Origin of the sequence: Bradyrhizobium sp. RP6 (assembly GCF_003837805.1) — a bacterium.
In the GTDB taxonomy this organism is placed as follows: Bacteria; Pseudomonadota; Alphaproteobacteria; order Rhizobiales; family Xanthobacteraceae; genus Bradyrhizobium.
Map to the genome: position 1 here is coordinate 136,034 of NZ_RQIT01000005.1, position 17,575 is coordinate 153,608.

The 17,575-nt window shown below is 64.7% G+C and carries 18 protein-coding genes; 1 reads left to right on the top strand and 17 read right to left on the bottom strand.

What is annotated here, in order from left to right:
• Positions 1-121: 121 nt before the first annotated feature.
• From EHH60_RS13420 to miaA, 7 genes are all read right to left on the bottom strand, one after another.
• Positions 122-724 carry a LysE family translocator gene (locus EHH60_RS13420; protein ID WP_124159932.1) on the bottom strand — a complete coding sequence of 201 codons (603 nt, stop codon included), beginning with the start codon at positions 722-724 and terminating at the stop codon, positions 122-124.
• A gap of 7 nt (positions 725-731) precedes the next feature.
• Positions 732-1,607, bottom strand: coding sequence for an EamA family transporter (locus EHH60_RS13425; protein ID WP_124159933.1), 876 nt, complete (start codon positions 1,605-1,607; stop codon positions 732-734).
• 49 nt (positions 1,608-1,656) lie between these two features.
• On the bottom strand, positions 1,657-2,352 hold the full coding sequence (locus EHH60_RS13430) for a class I SAM-dependent methyltransferase (RefSeq protein WP_124159934.1): 696 nt from the start codon (positions 2,350-2,352) through the stop codon (positions 1,657-1,659).
• A gap of 3 nt (positions 2,353-2,355) precedes the next feature.
• A complete protein-coding gene (ilvN, locus tag EHH60_RS13435; protein ID WP_061879307.1) occupies positions 2,356-2,898 on the bottom strand; it encodes an acetolactate synthase small subunit in 543 nt (180 codons plus the stop codon).
• A gap of 23 nt (positions 2,899-2,921) precedes the next feature.
• Positions 2,922-3,893, bottom strand: coding sequence for a threonine dehydratase (locus EHH60_RS13440; RefSeq protein WP_124159935.1), 972 nt, complete (start codon positions 3,891-3,893; stop codon positions 2,922-2,924).
• A 4-nt stretch (positions 3,894-3,897) separates the two neighbouring features.
• Positions 3,898-5,673: an acetolactate synthase 3 large subunit gene (locus EHH60_RS13445; RefSeq protein ID WP_124159936.1), complete on the bottom strand. Its 1,776-nt coding sequence runs from the start codon at positions 5,671-5,673 to the stop codon at positions 3,898-3,900.
• 328 nt (positions 5,674-6,001) lie between these two features.
• Positions 6,002-6,943: a tRNA (adenosine(37)-N6)-dimethylallyltransferase MiaA gene (gene miaA / locus EHH60_RS13450; protein WP_199751441.1), complete on the bottom strand. Its 942-nt coding sequence runs from the start codon at positions 6,941-6,943 to the stop codon at positions 6,002-6,004.
• Positions 6,944-6,953: 10 nt separating this feature from the next.
• Between miaA and serB the strand changes: the two genes are divergently transcribed.
• Positions 6,954-7,859, top strand: a complete 906-nt coding sequence (gene serB, locus EHH60_RS13455; RefSeq protein ID WP_124159937.1) for a phosphoserine phosphatase SerB — start codon at positions 6,954-6,956, stop codon at positions 7,857-7,859.
• A 116-nt stretch (positions 7,860-7,975) separates the two neighbouring features.
• On the opposite strand, the gene EHH60_RS13460 is transcribed toward serB, so the two are convergent.
• The 10 genes from EHH60_RS13460 to EHH60_RS13505 form a co-directional block, all read right to left on the bottom strand.
• A complete protein-coding gene (locus tag EHH60_RS13460) occupies positions 7,976-9,496 on the bottom strand; it encodes a Do family serine endopeptidase (RefSeq protein WP_124159938.1) in 1,521 nt (506 codons plus the stop codon).
• 143 nt (positions 9,497-9,639) lie between these two features.
• Complete coding sequence (locus tag EHH60_RS13465; RefSeq protein WP_028177121.1) at positions 9,640-9,846, bottom strand: DUF2065 domain-containing protein; 207 nt, start codon at positions 9,844-9,846, stop codon at positions 9,640-9,642.
• A gap of 71 nt (positions 9,847-9,917) precedes the next feature.
• A complete protein-coding gene (hflC, locus tag EHH60_RS13470) occupies positions 9,918-10,814 on the bottom strand; it encodes a protease modulator HflC (protein ID WP_124159939.1) in 897 nt (298 codons plus the stop codon).
• The gene (hflK, locus tag EHH60_RS13475) at positions 10,811-11,947 is read right to left on the bottom strand and encodes an FtsH protease activity modulator HflK (RefSeq protein ID WP_124159940.1); all 1,137 of its coding nucleotides are present in this window, start codon (positions 11,945-11,947) and stop codon (positions 10,811-10,813) included. Before hflK ends, hflC begins: the two co-directional genes overlap by 4 nt.
• 153 nt (positions 11,948-12,100) lie before the next feature.
• Entirely contained in the window at positions 12,101-12,610 is a 510-nt protein-coding gene (locus tag EHH60_RS13480; RefSeq protein WP_124159941.1) for a dihydrofolate reductase, read from the bottom strand.
• On the bottom strand, positions 12,610-13,095 hold the full coding sequence (locus EHH60_RS13485) for a GNAT family N-acetyltransferase (protein ID WP_124159942.1): 486 nt from the start codon (positions 13,093-13,095) through the stop codon (positions 12,610-12,612). Before EHH60_RS13485 ends, EHH60_RS13480 begins: the two co-directional genes overlap by 1 nt.
• Before the next feature lie 5 nt (positions 13,096-13,100).
• Complete coding sequence (locus tag EHH60_RS13490) at positions 13,101-13,895, bottom strand: thymidylate synthase (RefSeq protein WP_124159943.1); 795 nt, start codon at positions 13,893-13,895, stop codon at positions 13,101-13,103.
• 190 nt (positions 13,896-14,085) lie between these two features.
• Positions 14,086-15,066, bottom strand: coding sequence for a tripartite tricarboxylate transporter substrate binding protein BugD (locus EHH60_RS13495; protein WP_124159944.1), 981 nt, complete (start codon positions 15,064-15,066; stop codon positions 14,086-14,088).
• A 148-nt stretch (positions 15,067-15,214) separates the two neighbouring features.
• On the bottom strand, positions 15,215-16,729 hold the full coding sequence (locus tag EHH60_RS13500) for a tripartite tricarboxylate transporter permease (protein WP_199751442.1): 1,515 nt from the start codon (positions 16,727-16,729) through the stop codon (positions 15,215-15,217).
• A 7-nt stretch (positions 16,730-16,736) separates the two neighbouring features.
• Positions 16,737-17,498, bottom strand: a complete 762-nt coding sequence (locus tag EHH60_RS13505; RefSeq protein ID WP_124159946.1) for a tripartite tricarboxylate transporter TctB family protein — start codon at positions 17,496-17,498, stop codon at positions 16,737-16,739.
• Positions 17,499-17,575 lie beyond the last annotated feature (77 nt).

The following is a 17,575-nucleotide window of genomic DNA, read 5'->3' on the forward strand; positions in this document are numbered from 1 at the left end:
CGTTCAGGGCCGAAATCGGCCAATGGTCAGTGTCCGAAGGGTGAAATTTGCGGATTTCGGGGGCTGTCTAGAGCATTTTCAGCCCTGAGGGAAACCCGTTTCTGCATGGAAATCCGCGACATCATGCATCCGTGAAAACGGGGTAGAGGGAAGCGAGCAGCAGGACCGCCATCAGGATATTGAAGGCGCGGACCAGCCGCTCGGAAGTCAGGACCGGCCGTAGCGCAGTGCCGAACAGGGCCCAGACCACGGTCGAGACCGTGCCGACGACGAGGCTGATCACGGTCTGGATGACGATGTTGAGCGGGAATTGGGCGATCGCGGCATAGGCGGTGATGGTGCCGATCACGATCACCCAGCCCTTGGCATTGATCCACTGGAACATGGCCGCACCCCAAAAGGTCATCGGGCCGCGAGCCTTCTCCTCGCCGGGCCTGGCCGGACCGGACAGCGCGATCACGGCGGCCAGGTAAATCAGGTAGGCGGCGCCGGCATATTTGAGGATGGTCTGGAGGATCGGATAGGCCAAGAACACGGTGCCGAGCCCGAGGCCGACGGCGGCGATCATGAAGGCGAAGCCGATGACGATGCCGACGATGTGCGGGATCGTGCGCCGGAAGCCGTAGGTCAGGCCGGAGGACAACAGCATGATGTTGTTCGGCCCTGGGGTGAAGTACATCACCACCATGAAGGCGAGGAAGGCGTAGAACAGCGAGTAGGTCATATTCGCCTCACGCAGTCTTTGGCACGACTTGCGGGCGCTTCGCCAGCACCATCACGGCGATGCCGCCGATCACGGTCAGCATGCCGGCGAGGCGCAGGGGTCCGAACCGCTCGCCGAACACGATGCTGGAGGCGGCCGAGCCGACGAACGGCACCAGCAGCGCGAACGGCACCACTTGCGCGGCGGGATAGTCGCGCAGCAGGCGGCCCCACAGCCAATAGGCGATGCTGGTGGAGATGCCGCCGAGCATCAGCACGCAGAGTGCTGACGTCAGCGACATGTGGGTCAGCGACGTCCAGGTCGGAGCCGGCCCATTGGCGATCAGCGCAAGCACGAGCAGCGGCGCCGCCGACGCGAGACATAGCCAGGCGAACAGGTCGAACATCGGCACGCCGCGGGCGCCGCGCAGCAGGAGATTTCCAAGGGCGAAGCTGAGCGGCGAGATCATCAGCACAGCGAATGCTGCGACGCTGAAATCATAGCCAACGGTGCCGCAGATCATCAGCAGGCCCGCCGCGGCAACGATGATACCCAGCGTCTGCAGCGGCGTCGGCCGCTCGCCGAATGCGAGCGCGGCAAAGCCGATGGTGAACAGCGCCTGGCTTTGCACCACGACGGAGGTCAAGCCCACCGGAACGCCATGGGCGATGCCATAGGCCTGGCTCAGGAACTGGCCGAGGAACAGCGTGAAGCTGATCGCGATCAGAAGCGACCAGGCAATCTTCGGCTTGCGAACGAACAGGCAGGGCACCGCGGCAATGGTGAATCGTAGTGCCGTCATCAACTCCGGCGACAGTTCGTCGAGCGCGATCCGGCTTGCCACGAAGGCAAGTCCCCAGATGATCGCCACCGTGACGGCAATGAGGATGTCGGCGGGCTTCATTATCGTTTCCGGTCCTGCCCTTTCGGACAGCCCTGTTTGTTGTTCTGGTCTAGCCTTGCTCGCCGGCTTTCGGTTTCCGCAGCAGATATGTGCCGTGCATCGGCGCGTGGTAATCGGCCGAGACCAGAGTGAAGCCGACGTCCGTCAGCATCCGCTCCATCACCCAGCCGAAGGTGGAATATTCGTCGCGCATGTGGGTCACCACGCCCTCGCGGGAAAAATCGTGGTTCTTGATCTGGAAATCGGCCCATTGCTCGACGTCACGCTCGACGGAGTCAGGCATCGACACATAGACGATGTCGCGCAAGTAAAAGCTCGCCCCCGGTTTCAGCGCGCGATAGATCCGCGACATCGCCACCGCCTTCCAGAAATCCGGCAAATGGTGCAGCGTGAACTCGCTGACGATCAGATCGTAGGACTCCGGGCGGTAGGCGAAGCTGAGCAGACCTGCCGACTGGGTACGCACCGGCGCCTTGCGGTCGCGGGCGTAGATCTCGGCGAGCGCGAGCATCGCCGGCGAGATGTCGATGGCGTCGACTTCCGCGCCCATCAGCGCGGCTTCGGTGGCGAGCACGCCGTTGCCGCAGCCGATATCGGCGATACGCCAGCCGCGCTGCACACCGAGCATTTTGAGCGCGGCGCGCGCCCGCAGATCGGCATCGTCATGGTTGTCGTAGATCGACGCCACCGCGGGCTCGATCCCCATCCGGTTCCGCTCGTTGTAGTACCAGTCGCGCGCCAGCATGGTTCACATCCCTTCAGGCCCGCGACCGATCGCGGCGACGCCGGTGCGCGACACCTCGACAAGGCCGAGCGGGCGCATCAGGTCGATAAATTGATTGATCTTGTCCGTATTGCCTGTGATCTCGAACACAAAGCTCTCGGTGGTGGCGTCGATCACGCGGGCGCGGAACGCATCCGCCAGCCTGAGCGCCTCGACCCGGTGCTCGCCCTGCCCGCGCACCTTCACCATCGCCAGCTCGCGCTCGATCGAACGCTTCGTCAAGGTCATGTCGACGACTCGGTAGACCGGAATCATGCGATCGAGCTGGTGCTTGATCTGCTCGATCACCATCGGCGTACCCGTGGTGACGATGGTGATGCGCGACAGATGCTTCTGGGCCTCGGTCTCCGAGACCGTGAGGCTCTCGATGTTGTAGCCGCGCCCCGAGAACAGGCCGATGACGCGGGCGAGCACGCCCGGCTCGTTCTGCACGAGCACCGCCAGCGTGTGCGTCTCGTTGGGATCGTGGCGGTCCTCGATGAAGTAGGCGGATGCGGGCTGGTTCATTGTCGTCCCCTCTTGACTCTCCATCACGCCATCGCTGGCGCGTCCGTCCCGACCCAACGGCGGAACAGATCGAAATCGATGTTGCCCCCGGACAGCACGAGACCGACGCGCTTGCCCGACAGTCTTGCCTTTTCCTGAAGTGCCGCAGCGAGCGCGGCAGCGCCGGCGCCCTCGGCGAGATTATGTGTATCGGTCCAGTAGGCGCGGATCGCTGCAGCGACTTCGTCGTCGGTGACCTGCACGATGCGCGAGGCGCCCCTGCGGATCAGGGCGAACGCATCCGGGTCTGGAATGCGCGTCGCCATGCCGTCTGCGAGCGTATTGCTGGTTTCGGTCGTGACGATCTTTCCGGCCGCGAACGACAGCGCGTAGGACGGCGCCTCGGTCGATTGCACACCGACGATCTCGATCTTCAGACCCAGCAGGTCGCGCGCCATGATACAGCCGGAGATGCCGGAGCCCTGCCCAATCGGCACGTAGAGGATGTCGAGGTCAGGTGCGGATCTGAACAACTCGAGCGCATAGGTCGCGACGCCGAGCACGAGATCCGGATGGAACGAAGGCACCATGTGCAGACCGGTAAACTGGGCGCGCCGCTGGGCCTCTTCGGCGGCCGCCTGGAAGTCGTCGCCATGCTCGACCAGTTCGGCACCAAACGCCTTCATGGCGCGGTTCTTCTCGACCGAATTGCCCCGCGGCACGTAGATCACGGCAGGAATGCCGTGACGAGCTGCGGCAAAGGCCAGGCTCTGGCCGTGATTGCCGCGCGTCGCCGAGATGATGCCGGGCGTATTCGGCCGCTCGCGCTTGAGCCGGTCGAGATAGACGAGGCCGCCGCGCACCTTGAACGCGCCGATCGGGGTATGGTTCTCGTGCTTGACCAGAACTTGCGTGCCGAGGCGTTCAGCGAGCAGCGGCCAGGCATGCGCCGGCGTTGCCGGCACGGCCTGCCCCACGATCGCACATGCGTGCTCGAGCTCGTTCAGGTCGAACATGGCTTCACACCAGCGCCTTGCCGCCGGCGAACGCCTTCGCCGTGGCTTCATCGTTCGCCTGCTCCGGCAACAGCATCTCGTTGTGCGCCTTGCCGGAGGGAATCATCGGGAAGCAGTTTTCCAGCGCGGCGACGCGGCAGTCGAACAGCACGGGGCGCTTGACCGAGATCATTTCCTTGATGGCGCCCTCGAGATCGACAGGCTTGTGCACTTGGAGGCCGACGGCGCCATAGGCTTCCGCGAGCTTGACGAAATCCGGCAGCGCTTCCGAATAGGAATGCGACAGGCGGTTGCCGTGCAGCAGCTGCTGCCACTGCCGCACCATGCCCATGTACTGGTTGTTCAGGATGAAGATCTTTATGGGCAGCTCGTACTGCACTGCCGTGGACATCTCCTGCATCGTCATCTGCACCGAGGCATCGCCCGCGATGTCGATGACGAGACTGTCGGGATGGGCAACCTGCACGCCGACCGCCGCCGGCAGGCCATAGCCCATGGTACCGAGACCGCCCGACGTCATCCAGCGATGCGGTTCCTCGAAGCCGTAGAACTGCGCCGCCCACATCTGATGCTGGCCGACCTCGGTCGTGATGTAGGTGTCCTTGCCGCGCGTCGCCTCGAACAGGCTCTGGATCGCGTGCTGCGGCAGGATAACGTCGTTGCTCTTTTTGTAGTAGAGCGAGTTGCGGGCGCGCCATTGCGCGATCTGCTGCCACCACGACTTGATGTCGGGCTTCTTCGCCTCCGCCTTGAACACCTGGAGGATGTCACCGAGGATGTTGCCGCAATCGCCGATGATCGGCACGTCGACGCGGATGTTCTTGTTGATCGAGGACGGGTCGATGTCGATGTGGATCTTCTTCGAGCCCGGCGAGAACGCATCGACGCGGCCGGTGATGCGGTCATCGAAGCGCGCACCGACGCAGAGCATGACGTCGCAATCATGCATCGTCATGTTCGCCTCGTAGGTGCCGTGCATGCCGAGCATGCCGAGCCAGTTCTTGCCCGACGCGGGATAGGCGCCGAGGCCCATCAACGTCGAGGTGATCGGAAAACCGGTAACCTCGACCAGTTCGCGCAGCAGCTTGGTCGCGTCGGGGCCGGAATTGATGACGCCGCCGCCACTGTAGATCACGGGACGCTTGGCATTGGCCAGCAGCGCCACGGCCTTGCGGATCTGCGTCGCATCGCCCTTCACGCGCGGCGCATAGGAGCGGTGGACATCGGACTTGCGCGGCGGATGATAGGTGCCGGTCGCGAACTGCACGTCCTTGGGAACGTCGACCAGCACCGGGCCGGGACGGCCGGAGGTTGCGACATAGAAGGCCTCGTGCAGCACCTTTGCGAGATCGTTGACGTCGCGCACCAGCCAATTGTGCTTGGTGCAGGGACGGGTGATGCCGACGGTGTCGCATTCCTGGAACGCGTCGTTGCCGATCAGATGGGTCGGCACCTGGCCGGAGATGCAGACCAGCGGGATCGAGTCCATCAGCGCGTCGGTGAGCGGCGTCACCATGTTGGTGGCGCCGGGACCGGAGGTCACCAGCGCAACGCCCGGCTTGCCGGTCGAACGCGCATAGCCCTCGGCGGCATGGCCTGCGCCCTGCTCGTGGCGGACCAGGATGTGCTGGACCTCGCTCTGCTGGAAGATCTCGTCATAGATCGGAAGCACGGCGCCGCCGGGATAGCCGAAAATGTCGGTCACGCCGTGATCGATGAGCGCGCGGACAATCATCGCGGCGCCGGTCATCTGGTTCGGGTCGTGGCTCTTGTCGCTCATTGGCTTGCTCCGGATGCGCTGTTGTCAGCGGCTTCGTTCGTGTCGGGTTCGGAAAATAAAAAAGGCCCCGAAGAGGGCCCATGCACACCGCCTGTCTTGTGGATGGCAGCTAGCCACCCCCGGCGGTGTGCCTGGGTACGACGGCGATAAGGAGTTTGGTAATAATGTTACGCATGGCAGGCGCTCGGCTTCCCAAAGGTTGCGCGAAACATAGCGGCCAATGCCCGGATGTCAAGGCAATGCGGCCATTCCCACGCGATTTTGCCAGTGTAGCCCTGTTCCCCGGGTTCGGCGAGAGGTAAATTCGAGCTCCCGCCACAAATCCGCGCTAGTCGGAAGCCCTGCGCGCGTTCACGACCGCCGCGAGCCAACTCCTTGCCCCCTCCGGCCTGACCCATGCGAATTCCGGCAATTGGTGCCGGAACCAGGTGAATTGCCGCTTGGCGTAGCGGCGGGTGTCGGCGCGGCCGATGCTGGCGGCCTCCTCCAGGCTGAGCTCGCCGCGCAGATGCCGGATCAGGGCCGGCACGCCATGGGCCTTCATCGCCGGCAGCAGCGGATCGAGGTGTCTGGCGGCGAGCCGCTCGACTTCGCTCAAAGCGCCGGCTCCTAGCATGGCGTCGAAGCGGGCATCGATGCGGGCGTAGAGCTCGTCCCGCTCAGGTGCGAGAAACACCGCGCAAAAGCTGTCCTTCGGCAGCAGCGGTGGCTGTCCCTCCCGGTGCCAATCGAGCAGTGAACGCCCCGTCGCCTCAATCACCTCGAGCGCGCGCGCAATCCGCGTGCGGTCGCGCAGGTTCAATCGCTCGGCTGCGGCCAGGTCGCGGCGCGCAAGTTCCGCGTGCAGCGCCTCGACGCCGTTCCGCTCCAGCCGTTCCCTCACGTCCTCCCGCACCTCGGCCGGGATTGGCGGCACCACGGAGAGGCCGGTCGTCAGAGCCTTGAAATAGAGCCCTGTGCCGCCGACGAAGACCGGCAGACGGCCTTGAGCCTTTGCTTCATCGAGCGCCTTCGCCGCGTCGCTGACCCAGGCGCCCGCCGAAAAATTCACGGCCGCATCGACATGGCCATAGAGGCGATGCGGCACAAGCGCCTCGTCCGCCGCTGGCGGCCGCGCCGTGATGATGCGGAGGTCGCGGTAGACCTGCATGGAATCGGCGTTGATGACGATACCGCCGGTGGCGAGGGCAAGCTCGAGCGCCAGCGCCGACTTGCCGCTGGCGGTCGGGCCTGCGATAAGCACGGCCTTGCTTGAATGCCCCTCGCTCACGAAACCCTCAATGTCCCTCGTTGCCACGCTGATCTGCAACCCTGACAATCCCGCGCTCGACTCGACCCTCGTCGACGGCGCCCGCGCCGTGCTGCCACAGGCGGCGCCGGCGCACTGGCTGTTCGACGGGGTCGCGGTCGACATCCCCTTCGGCACCGACAGTAACCTCGGAGGCGACCGTCACGCCATCGAGCAACGGTTGCGCGAGCTCCGCGGCGACCTGCCCATCGATATCGTCGTGCAGCCAGTCGGCGCCCGGCGCAAGAAGCTTTTTCTCGCCGACATGGATTCCACCATGATCGGCCAGGAATGCATCGACGAGCTCGCCGATTTCGTCGGGGTGAAGGCGCATGTCGCCGCCATCACCGAGCGCGCGATGCGCGGCGAGATCGAGTTCGAGCCGGCGCTGCGCGAGCGCGTTGCGCTGCTCAAGGACCTGCCCGCAAACGTGGTCGACGAGGTGCTGGCCAAGCGCATCACGCTGACGCCGGGCGGCAGAACACTGGTCGCGACCATGCGCGCGAACGGCGCTTACACCTGCCTCGTCTCCGGCGGATTCACGCTGTTCACGACCGCGGTCGCCGCCAAGATCGGCTTCCAGGAGAACCGCGCCAACGAACTCGTCGTACGCGACGGCAAGTTCACCGGCGAGGTGAAGGAGCCGATCCTCGGCCGCGCGGCAAAACTCGCGACGCTGGTGGACTTGATGGAGTCGTTCGATCTCGACGACATCGACTCGGTAGTGGTCGGCGACGGCGCCAACGATCTCGCGATGATTCAGGCGGCGGGGCTCGGCGTGGCCTATCACGCCAAGCCCGCGGTGGCCGCTGCCGCGGCCGCGCGGATCGATCACGGCGATCTCACCGCGCTGCTCTATGCGCAGGGGTATCGACGCGACGAGTTCGTCGAGGGCTGACACAATCGTCGTTCTGGATGGTGCGAAGCACCAGACCTCAGGTGCGCAATCGCGCACCAGGGAACCTCCAGATTCCGGGGTCGATGCTTCGCATCGCCCCGGAATGACGGATGCAGTTACTGCACACTCAGTGCGACGAAACGCAGCTCGCCGTCGCCGTTGGAGACCAGCAGCAGCACCGACTTCTTGCCGTCCTTCTTGAGCTGATCGACCCGCTTCTGGATGTCGGCGCCGCTCGACACCGCTTCCTGCGCGACCTCGACGATGACGTCACCGGCCGAGAGGCGCTTCTCGGCCGCGTCTGAATTGGCGTCGACATTGGTGACGACCACGCCCTTGACGCTGTCCTTGATCTTGTAGCGCGTGCGCAGATCCTTGTTGAGCGCTGCGAGGTCCAGGCCAAGCGCCTTCTGCGTCACCGGCTTCTCGGGCGCGGGTTCGTCGGTCTTCACCGCGGCCTGCACCTTTTCGGGGTCCTGGAGGCGGCCGAGCGTGACCTTCTTGGTCTCTTCCTGTCCCTTGCGGATGATGACGACGTCGACCTCCTTGCCGACCGCCGTGTCGGCGACGACACGGGACAGGTCCTTCGGGTCCTTCACGTCCTTGCCGTCGAACTTGACGACGACGTCGCCGGGCTCGATGCCGGCGGGCTTGGCCGGGCCCTTGTCGTCGACGCCGGCGACCAGCGCACCGCGCGCCGGCTTGATGTTGAGACTCTCGGCGATCTCGTCGGTGACGCTCTGGATGCGCACCCCAAGCCAGCCGCGGCGCAGCTCGCCGAACTGGCGGAGCTGATCGACGACGCCCACCACCGTCTTCGACGGCACGGCGAAGCCGATGCCGATGGAGCCGCCGGATGGGGAGATGATCAGCGTGTTGACGCCGATGACGTCGCCGTCGAGGTTGAATAGCGGACCGCCGGAATTGCCGCGATTGATGGAGGCGTCGGTCTGGATATAGCTGTCGTACGGCCCTGAGGAGATGTCGCGGTTCTTGGCCGAGACGATGCCGGCCGTCACCGTGCCTCCGAGGCTGAAGGGATTGCCGATCGCGACCACCCAGTCGCCGAGGCGCAGCTTGTCGGAGTCGCCGAACTTGACCGCGACCAACGGCTTCGGCGGCTTGATCTTGAGCACGGCGAGATCGGTCTTCTTGTCGACGCCGACCAGCTCGGCCTTGATCTTGGTCCCGTCGTTGAGGATGACGTGAATCTCGTCGGCGTCCGCAATGACGTGGTTATTGGTGACGACGACGCCTGACGCATCGATGATGAAGCCGCTTCCGAGCGAGTTGGTCTTGCGCGGGGGGTTGTTGTCGCCGCCCTTGCTGCCGCCACCGGGGCCCCGGCGGTTCTTGAAGAAGTCGTCGAAGAACTCTTCGAACGGCGAGCCGGGCGGCAGTTGCGGCATGGTGTTGCTGCCGCCGCCGCCCTTGGCGTCGACCGTCTGGGACGTCGAGATGTTGACGACCGCGTCGATCACCTTCTCGGCGACGTCCGCGATGCCATCCGGTCCGCGCGCATGGGCCGGCGTGCCGAACGCGCTGAAAGCACTGACGGCGAGCGCGGCCAGCCCAATTCGCACACCAAGTCGCACGCAACGGCGCGAGCGGGACGGGGCAGTGGTGGCAGCGGTCATTGTGATCTCCAGGCAAAGGGATTCGGCGCCAGACTGCGCTCGAAGGGGGGCACGACGCAAGCGCGGAGCTTAATGGGCCTCAAGACCCCGACAATACGACGAAAACCAGTCTGTCGCCTTCACTTTGGCGTTGGCCTGATGCCCTAAATCGGGCGCCGGATAACCCAGATCAGGACCAGGCCGGCCACGGCCGAGCCGATCCCAACCGCCCGCAGGACGTTGTCCGGCGTAGCGATGGCGCTCTTCATGGCTTTGCGCATCCAGTTGGGACTGGCCGCGAACATCAAGCCTTCAAGCACGAACAGGATGCCTAGGCCGATGAGGAAGTCGGCGAACGCAATGGACCTCATCGGAATGGAACCTCCCGCTATACTGTTCTTGTCTGGACAAAGGGCGGCCAGACCGGCCGCCCTTGTCTAGCTTACGGCTTCGCCGGCGTCTCATTTGCCGTCTTGCCGGACGGATTACTGAAGTACCGGAAGAAATCCGAGTCCGGCCGCAGCAGGAAGCGGGTGTCGTTCGAACGAAGCCCGTTCTCGTAGGCCGTCATTGACCGGTAGAAGGCGAAGAAGTCGGCGTCCTTGCTGTAGGCTTCCGCAAACAGGCGGTTGCGCTCGGCATCGCCCGCACCGCGGGTCTGCTCGGCCTGCGAATTGGCCTCCGCGACGATGACAGTGGCCTCGCGGTCGGCCCTGGACTTGATCTCCTGCGCCTTCTGTCCACCCTGAGCACGGAACTCGGCGGCCTCGCGCTCACGCTCGGTCTTCATGCGCTGGTAGACCGCCTGGCTGTTCTGCTCCGGCAGGTCGGCACGGCGGATCCGGACGTCGACGACCTCGATGCCGTAGCCGTCGGCCTCGCGATCCAGCTGGTCGCGGATGCGCAGCATCAGCTTCTCGCGGTCGTCGCGCACCACATTGATGAAGGTGACCTCGCCGAGCACGCGGCGCAACGCCGCGTTCAGGAGCGTGGTGAGCTGGATGTTGGCAGCCTGGATCGAGCCGATGCTCTGATAGAAACGCAGCGCATCCTTGATGCGGTAGCGCGCAAAGGCGTCGACGACGAGCCGCTTCTGGTCGGATGCGATCGCCTCCTGCGACGGATTCTCCAGATCGAGGATCCGCTTGTCGATGTTGATCACCGAATTCCACGGCGCCTTGAAATGCAGGCCGGGTGTGGTGACGACGTCGACGGGCCGGCCGAACTGGAGCACGATGGTCTGCTCGGTCTGCTGTACCGTGAACAGCGACATGTAGCCGACGATCAGGACCAGGAGCAGCCCGAGCAGAGCGACGAAACCTGTAACCGGAGACCTCATCGGCTGCCTCCGCTCGACTGCGGACCGGTGGTAGGCGGCCGCCTGGTCGTCAGTTCGGGAAGCGGCAGATAGGGCACGATTCCCTGCCCCGAGGCGCCGCCGTCATAGACGAGCTTGTCGGCGCCGCCGAGGACGCGCTCCATCGTTTCAAGATAGATCCGTTCACGCGTCACGTCGGGCGCCTTCTTGTATTCCTCGTAAACTTTCAGAAAGCGCGCGCTCTGGCCCTTGGCCTCTGCGACCGCCTGCTCCTTGTAGCCTTCGGCGGCCTGAAGGATCTGAGCTGCACGTCCGCGCGCCTGCGGCACCACCTGGTTGGCGTAGGTCTGCGCTTCATTCTGCAACTGCTCGAGATTGGCGCGCGCCGCCTGCACGTCGCGGAAGGCGTCGATCACCTGCGCCGGCGGATCCACCTTCTGCATCTGCACCTGGCTGATCTGAATGCCCGCGCCGTAGCTGTCGAGGGTCCTCTGGATCAGTTCATGCACGTTCTGCTCGGTGACGTTCCGCGCGCCGGTCAGGATCGGCTGGATTTGCGAGCGGCCGATCACCTCGCGCATCGCGCTCTCGGCGACCGCCTTCACGGTGCCTTCGGGATTCTGGATGTTGAAGAGGAAATCGCCGACGCCGTCCGGCTTGATACGCCAGAGCACGGTGAAGTCGACGTCGACGATGTTCTCGTCGCCGGTCAGCATCAGGCTCTCTTCCGGCACGTCACGAACCGAGCGGCCGCGCCGCGCCGGATCGTCGATCAGCGTCATGCCGATGGAGATGGTGTTGACGCGCAGCGCCTTGGGCAGCAGCACTGTCTCGATTGGATAAGGCAGATGGTAGTTCAGGCCCGGCTGCACGGTGCGGACATGCTTGCCGAAGCGCAGCACGACGCCGAGCTCTTCGGACTGCACGCGGAAGAAGCCCGACAGCAGCCAGAATGCGACGATCAGCAGGATGATCAGCGTGATGCCGACGCCGGAGAAATAGCCGCCCGGCATGATCTGCTGGAGGCGGTCCTGGCCGCGCCGCAGAAGATCCTCCAGATCCGGCGGCCTCGGCCCGACCGGTTGCGGGCCGGAGCCCCATGGTCCCTTTGGACCCGAGCCCCATGGGCCACCGCCCTGATTCTTCCACGGCATTCGACGCTCTCCTCGGCAGGGTGGAATTGCCCCCGCCCGCTTTGTCCGGTCCGGCTTTATAGGGGACAGGCAGGTCCCTTACAACGCAGCCCGGGTCGTCTTCCGAGCTATGCTCGGGCACGAAAAAGTCAATGTAAACATTGGCGAATGCGGTTAATGGCCCGGCCGCCGACGATATGTCACATAGGAGAAGTCAGCGCTGTCGTCGGGTCCGGCAGGATGACGCATGCGCGTGGTCTCCTCCCACCCGGCCTTGTCGATGTCGAAACGCGTGTCGCCTTCGGGCCGCGCATGCACTTCAGTGATTTCGAGGCGATCGGCGCGATCGAGCCATTGCCGGTAGATCTCGGCGCCGCCGATCACCGCGATCTCAGTGACCGAACGCCGCAGGGCATCGCCGCGCGCGACCGCCTCCGCATCCGCAGCCGACGTCGTGACGACGGCACCAGCGGCACGATAAGCCGCATCGCGCGTGATCACGATGTTGGTGCGGCCCGGCAGCGGCCGGCGCAGGGATTCGAAGGTCTTGCGGCCCATGATCACCGGCTTGCCGATCGTGAGCGCCTTGAAGCGGGCCATGTCGGATTTCAATCGCCACGGGATGGCGCTGCCGGCGCCGATGACGCCGTTCTCCGCAATGGCAACGACGAAGACGATCTCCATCAGGGCGTGTTCCCGGCAAGCCGCGTCAGCGCAGGCCCGGTGACGCGGCACAGCGTCCAGTCGTCCATCATGACGGCGCCGAGCGACTTGTAGAACGCGATCGACGGCGCGTTCCAGTCGAGCACCGCCCATTGCAGGCGCGACCAGCCGTTCTCGATGCATTCCCTGGCGAGATAGACCAGCAGCGCCTTGCCGAGGCCCCTGCCCCGATGCGACGGCCGCACGTAGAGATCTTCGAGATAGATGCCGTGGCGGCCGCTGAAGGTGGAGAAATTCGCAAACCACACCGCGAAGCCGACCGGATCACCGTTCCACTCGGCAATGGCGCAATAGAGTTGCGGTCTTTCGCCGAACAGCGCATCGGCGATATCAGCTTCGGACGCCTCCACCTCGTGCGACAGTTTCTCGTATTCAGCCAGCTCGCGGATGAAATCCAGAACGAGCCCGGCTTCGCCCGGGCGCACGCGGCGGATGTTGAGCGACATAGGCGCTAGACCGCGACTTCCGCCTTGATGTGCGGATGCGGATCGTAGCCGACGAGCTCGAAATCCTCGTATCGGAAGGAGAAGATATCCTTCACATCAGGATTGATCCGCATCACCGGCAGCGGCCGCGGCGCGCGGGTGAGCTGGAGCCGCGCCTGCTCCAGATGGTTGGAATAGAGGTGGGTGTCGCCGAGCGAGTGCACGAAGTCGCCGGGCTTCAAGCCGGTGACTTGCGCCACCATCATGGCGAGCAGCGCATAGGAGGCGATGTTGAAGGGCACGCCCAGGAAGACGTCGGCCGAGCGCTGATAGAGCTGGCACGACAATTTCCCGCTCGCGACATAGAACTGGAACAGCAGGTGGCAGGGCGGTAGAGCCATCTTCTCGACGTCGGCCGGATTCCAGGCGGTGACGATCAGCCGACGGGAATCGGGAGTGCGCTTGATCATGTCGATGACATTGGCGATCTGGTCGATGCTGCGCCCGTCGGCGGTGGGCCAGGAGCGCCATTGATGGCCGTACACCGGGCCGAGATCGCCATTGGCGTCCGCCCACTCGTCCCAGATGGTGACGCCGTTGTCGCGCAGATATTTGATGTTGGTGTCGCCCTTCAGGAACCACAACAGCTCGTGCACGATCGCCTTCAGCGGCAGCCGCTTGGTGGTCAGCATCGGGAAGCCGGCGGAGAGATTGAAGCGCATCTGGTGGCCGAACACCGAGAGCGTGCCGGTGCCGGTCCGGTCGGTCTTCTCGGCGCCGTCTGAAAGAATCCGCTCGAGCAGGTCCTGATACTGGTGCATGTGCCAAAAACCTTAGGAAAGACGGCAGCCTTTGGGGGAGGCGCCGAACTTAGCGGCCACCATCGCGCTGCAACAGCAGCGATTCGCTGCCTGCGGCGATTATACCCGGAAAAATGAGTGTTTCCGGCACAAACGACAAGGGCGGAACCTGCGTCCCGCCCTTCCCTACCTACTCGCTTGACCGTATCGCCTAAGTTGCCGGCTTGAGCACCGGGGTCCACTTCGCGATCTCGCCCTTGACGAGGGTGGCCAGTGATTCGGACGTCCGTTCGGCAGGCCTTGGGATAACGCTGCCGAGCTCGAGCAACCGCTTGCGCACGGTCTCGTCATCGAGCGCCTTGACGGCCGCAGCGTTCAGGCTTGCCACGATCGCGGGCGAAGTTCCCTTGGGCGCGAATATCGCGTTCCAGGCCTGCGCCTGGAACTTCGGCAGGCCCGCTTCGGCCGTCGTCGGCACGTTCGGCAGCGAGGGATTGCGCTCCGGCGTTGCGATTGCATAGGCCTTGATAGTGCCGGCGTTGATCTGCGGCACGGCGTTGACGATCTGGTCGCACATGTAATCGACCTGGCCCGCCACCAGCGCGTTCATCGCAGGTCCCGTGCCGTTGAAGGGCACGCCGACCGGCTTGATGTCGAGGATCGAGTGCAGCAATTCGCAGGAGACATGCGAAACCGAGCCGACGCCGGCATGCGCGGCGTTCACTTTCTCGGCGTTCGCCTTCACATAGGTGACGAACTCATTCAGGTCCTTCGGCGGAAAGTCCTTGCGCGCGAGGATCAGGATCGGCGTGCCCGCGAGCAGCGCAATCGGCTCGAAGTCCTTCTCGGGATGGTAGGCGAGCTTCGGATAGAGCGGCACCGATGCGGCGTGCGTGCCCATATGCCCGGTGATCAGCGTATAACCGTCATTGGCCGCGCGCGCGGCGCGCGTGGTCGCGGTTGTGCCGCCGGCACCGACGACGTTCTCGATGATGATGCTTTGCCCCAGCGTTTGCGCCATGTGCGAGGTGACGATGCGCGCGACGACATCGGTCGGCCCACCGGCCGCGAACGGCACGATCATGGTGATGCTGCGCGTCGGATAGGTCTGCGCCTCGGCCGGTGCAACCAAGGCGCCGAGCGAGGCGAGCGCTGCGGCGCATGCGCCCGTGAGCGCGCGAATAAAGGTCATGTCGATCCCCTTGTGATCCCCTTGGTTATCCACAAAAATGCCGGCCAAGAGGCCGGCATTTTCATTTCACGAAGCCGCCACACAAGTCGATTGGACTTCCGAATGCGGCGCGCCGACGCAGGACGTGGGTCGCCGTTGGGCGGCGACCTCAGTTCTCGGACTCGGTGAACACCTCGTCGCGCTTGGCGCGCAACGTCGGCAGCACCGTAAGAACAAGAAGGCCCGCTGCAACCGCCAGCAGCACCGCCGACAATGGACGCGTCAGGAACACGCTCCAGTCGCCGCGCGAGATCAGCAGCGCCCGGCGCAGGTTCTCCTCCATCAGCGGTCCGAGCACCATGCCGAGCAGCAGCGGCGCCGGCTCGAAATCGTGCTTGATCAGCCAATATCCGACCAGACCGAACACGCCTGCGAGGATGACGTCGACCGGCGCGTTGTTCACCGAATAGATGCCGATCGCGCAGAAGATCACGATCGAGGGGAACATGAGCCGGTACGGCACGCGCAGCAGCCGCACCCAGATGCCGACCAGCGGCAGGTTGATGATGATCAGCATCAGATTGCCGATCCACATCGAGGCGATCATGCCCCAGACGAGATCTGGCTGCTTCTGCATCACCTGTGGACCCGGCACGATGCCGTGAATGGTCATGGCGCCCACCATCAGCGCCATCACTGCGTTCGGCGGGATGCCGAGGGTGAGCAGCGGGATGAACGAGGTCTGCGCCGCGGCGTTGTTGGCGCTCTCCGGCCCCGCGACGCCCTCGATCGCGCCGCGACCGAACCGCGACGGGTTCTTGGCCAGCTTCTTCTCGAGCGTATAGGCCGCAAACGACGCGATGACCGCGCCGCCGCCGGGGAGGATGCCGAGGATCGAGCCGAGCACGGTGCCGCGCAGGATCGGCGGCGTCGAGTCGGCCAGATCCTTCCTTGTCGGCATCAGGCCGGTGATCTTCTGCTGGACGAGGTCGCGGTTCATCTCGGCGCCATGATCGAGATTGCGGATGATCTCGGCAAAACCGAACACGCCCATCGCCACCGTCGCGAAGCCGAGACCGTCGGCGAGCTCGGGAATGTTGAAGGCCATGCGCGAGGCACCGGTCTCGATGTCCGAGCCGACCATCGACAGCAGCAGGCCGAATACGATCATGGCGATCGCCTTAAGCACTGAGCCCTTGGCCAGGACCACCGCGAAGATCAGGCCGAGCACCATCAGCGAGAAATATTCGGCCGGGCCGAACGCCAGCGCGAGCTTCGTGAGCGGCGCGCCGAGGATGGCAATCAGGACGGTCGCGACGCAGCCGGCGAAGAACGAGCCGATCGCGGCGATCGCCAGCGCCGGGCCGGCGCGGCCCTGCTTGGCCATCTGGTGGCCGTCAATGGCGGTGACGACCGATGTCGCCTCACCCGGTATGTTGACGAGGATCGACGTGGTCGAACCGCCATATTGCGCGCCGTAATAGATGCCGGCGAGCATGATCAGCGCGCCGACCGGCGGCAGTCCGAAGGTGATCGGCAGCAGCATCGCGACCGTCGCAATGGTGCCGATGCCCGGGAGTACGCCGACCAGCGTGCCGACGAGGGCGCCGATCAGGCACATCAGGAGGTTGATCGGAGAGAACGCGACGGCGAAACCGTGAGCGAGGTTGGCAAAGATATCCATCACGCCCTCACTGGTTCAGGAAACGCGGGTACATCGGCATCGGCAGCCCGAGCACGTAGGGAAACAGGATGGCGCAACCGACCGTCAGGCAGGCGCCGACGATCACCGCTTCCAACCAGCGCGTCTCATGCGAGCCCGTCGCCGCGATCATGAAGCTCGAGAAGGCCGTTACCACGAGGCCGAGGGACCGGATCGACAGGGCGAAGAAGAGGATCGCGGCGACCACGAACAGCGGTCCCCGCCAGGAATAATGAGCCATCGCCGGCCCGTTGGTCAGAAGGCCGGTCAGGGCGATGCCGGCGGACAAGGCGACCAGCAGCCCGCCGAACATGCGCGGCGCGGTCCCTGCGCCGAAGGAGAAGCCCCGCATGCCCTGCAGATCGCTCGACGCCCACAGCGCGAACAGGGCGACGGCCATCAGGACGACGCCGCCGACATAATCCTGTGCCGATCGGATCGTCATGAACAGCGTCAGGATCGCCACGGCGAACAGCGGATAGGAATAGATCAGCGCCAGCAGCACCTCGGACGACATCTTCTTGGTGCCGCCGCCGAACGATCCGAATATGGCACTGGGCGCGCCGGCGAGCAGCGCCGTCGCGTGGCCGGTGACGACCGCCGCCGGGCCGCGGCCGGTGCCCCAGCCGAAGATCGTCCCGATCGACCAGATCAATTCGAAAATCTGCGGCGCAATCGCCAGCAGACAAAAGCCGAGCGCTACCTTGGTGTTTCGGGTAGCCGTCGCTGAGTGGCCCATCGTGTCGGCCATGCCTGTCTCCTCCGCGACCCGTAAGTCACGAGCACTGTTGTTCTAAATCCGCTGGAACTGGATCCCCCGCCCCGGAT

What these genes read in the sequence shown, in the direction of transcription:
- EHH60_RS13500 (WP_199751442.1), bottom strand. Translation starts at nt 16,729, where the DNA reads ATGGATATCTTTGCCAACCTCGCTCACGGTTTCGCCGTCGCGTTCTCT.
- hflK (WP_124159940.1), bottom strand. Translation starts at nt 11,947, where the DNA reads ATGCCGTGGAAGAATCAGGGCGGTGGCCCATGGGGCTCGGGTCCAAAG.
- EHH60_RS13480 (WP_124159941.1), bottom strand. Translation starts at nt 12,610, where the DNA reads ATGGAGATCGTCTTCGTCGTTGCCATTGCGGAGAACGGCGTCATCGGC.
- EHH60_RS13495 (WP_124159944.1), bottom strand. Translation starts at nt 15,066, where the DNA reads ATGACCTTTATTCGCGCGCTCACGGGCGCATGCGCCGCAGCGCTCGCC.
- EHH60_RS13505 (WP_124159946.1), bottom strand. Translation starts at nt 17,498, where the DNA reads ATGGCCGACACGATGGGCCACTCAGCGACGGCTACCCGAAACACCAAG.
- serB (WP_124159937.1), top strand. Translation starts at nt 6,954, where the DNA reads ATGTCCCTCGTTGCCACGCTGATCTGCAACCCTGACAATCCCGCGCTC.
- EHH60_RS13430 (WP_124159934.1), bottom strand. Translation starts at nt 2,352, where the DNA reads ATGCTGGCGCGCGACTGGTACTACAACGAGCGGAACCGGATGGGGATC.
- EHH60_RS13490 (WP_124159943.1), bottom strand. Translation starts at nt 13,895, where the DNA reads ATGCACCAGTATCAGGACCTGCTCGAGCGGATTCTTTCAGACGGCGCC.
- EHH60_RS13465 (WP_028177121.1), bottom strand. Translation starts at nt 9,846, where the DNA reads ATGAGGTCCATTGCGTTCGCCGACTTCCTCATCGGCCTAGGCATCCTG.
- EHH60_RS13420 (WP_124159932.1), bottom strand. Translation starts at nt 724, where the DNA reads ATGACCTACTCGCTGTTCTACGCCTTCCTCGCCTTCATGGTGGTGATG.
- EHH60_RS13440 (WP_124159935.1), bottom strand. Translation starts at nt 3,893, where the DNA reads ATGTTCGACCTGAACGAGCTCGAGCACGCATGTGCGATCGTGGGGCAG.
- EHH60_RS13485 (WP_124159942.1), bottom strand. Translation starts at nt 13,095, where the DNA reads ATGTCGCTCAACATCCGCCGCGTGCGCCCGGGCGAAGCCGGGCTCGTT.
- EHH60_RS13425 (WP_124159933.1), bottom strand. Translation starts at nt 1,607, where the DNA reads ATGAAGCCCGCCGACATCCTCATTGCCGTCACGGTGGCGATCATCTGG.
- ilvN (WP_061879307.1), bottom strand. Translation starts at nt 2,898, where the DNA reads ATGAACCAGCCCGCATCCGCCTACTTCATCGAGGACCGCCACGATCCC.
- EHH60_RS13445 (WP_124159936.1), bottom strand. Translation starts at nt 5,673, where the DNA reads ATGAGCGACAAGAGCCACGACCCGAACCAGATGACCGGCGCCGCGATG.
- EHH60_RS13460 (WP_124159938.1), bottom strand. Translation starts at nt 9,496, where the DNA reads ATGACCGCTGCCACCACTGCCCCGTCCCGCTCGCGCCGTTGCGTGCGA.
- hflC (WP_124159939.1), bottom strand. Translation starts at nt 10,814, where the DNA reads ATGAGGTCTCCGGTTACAGGTTTCGTCGCTCTGCTCGGGCTGCTCCTG.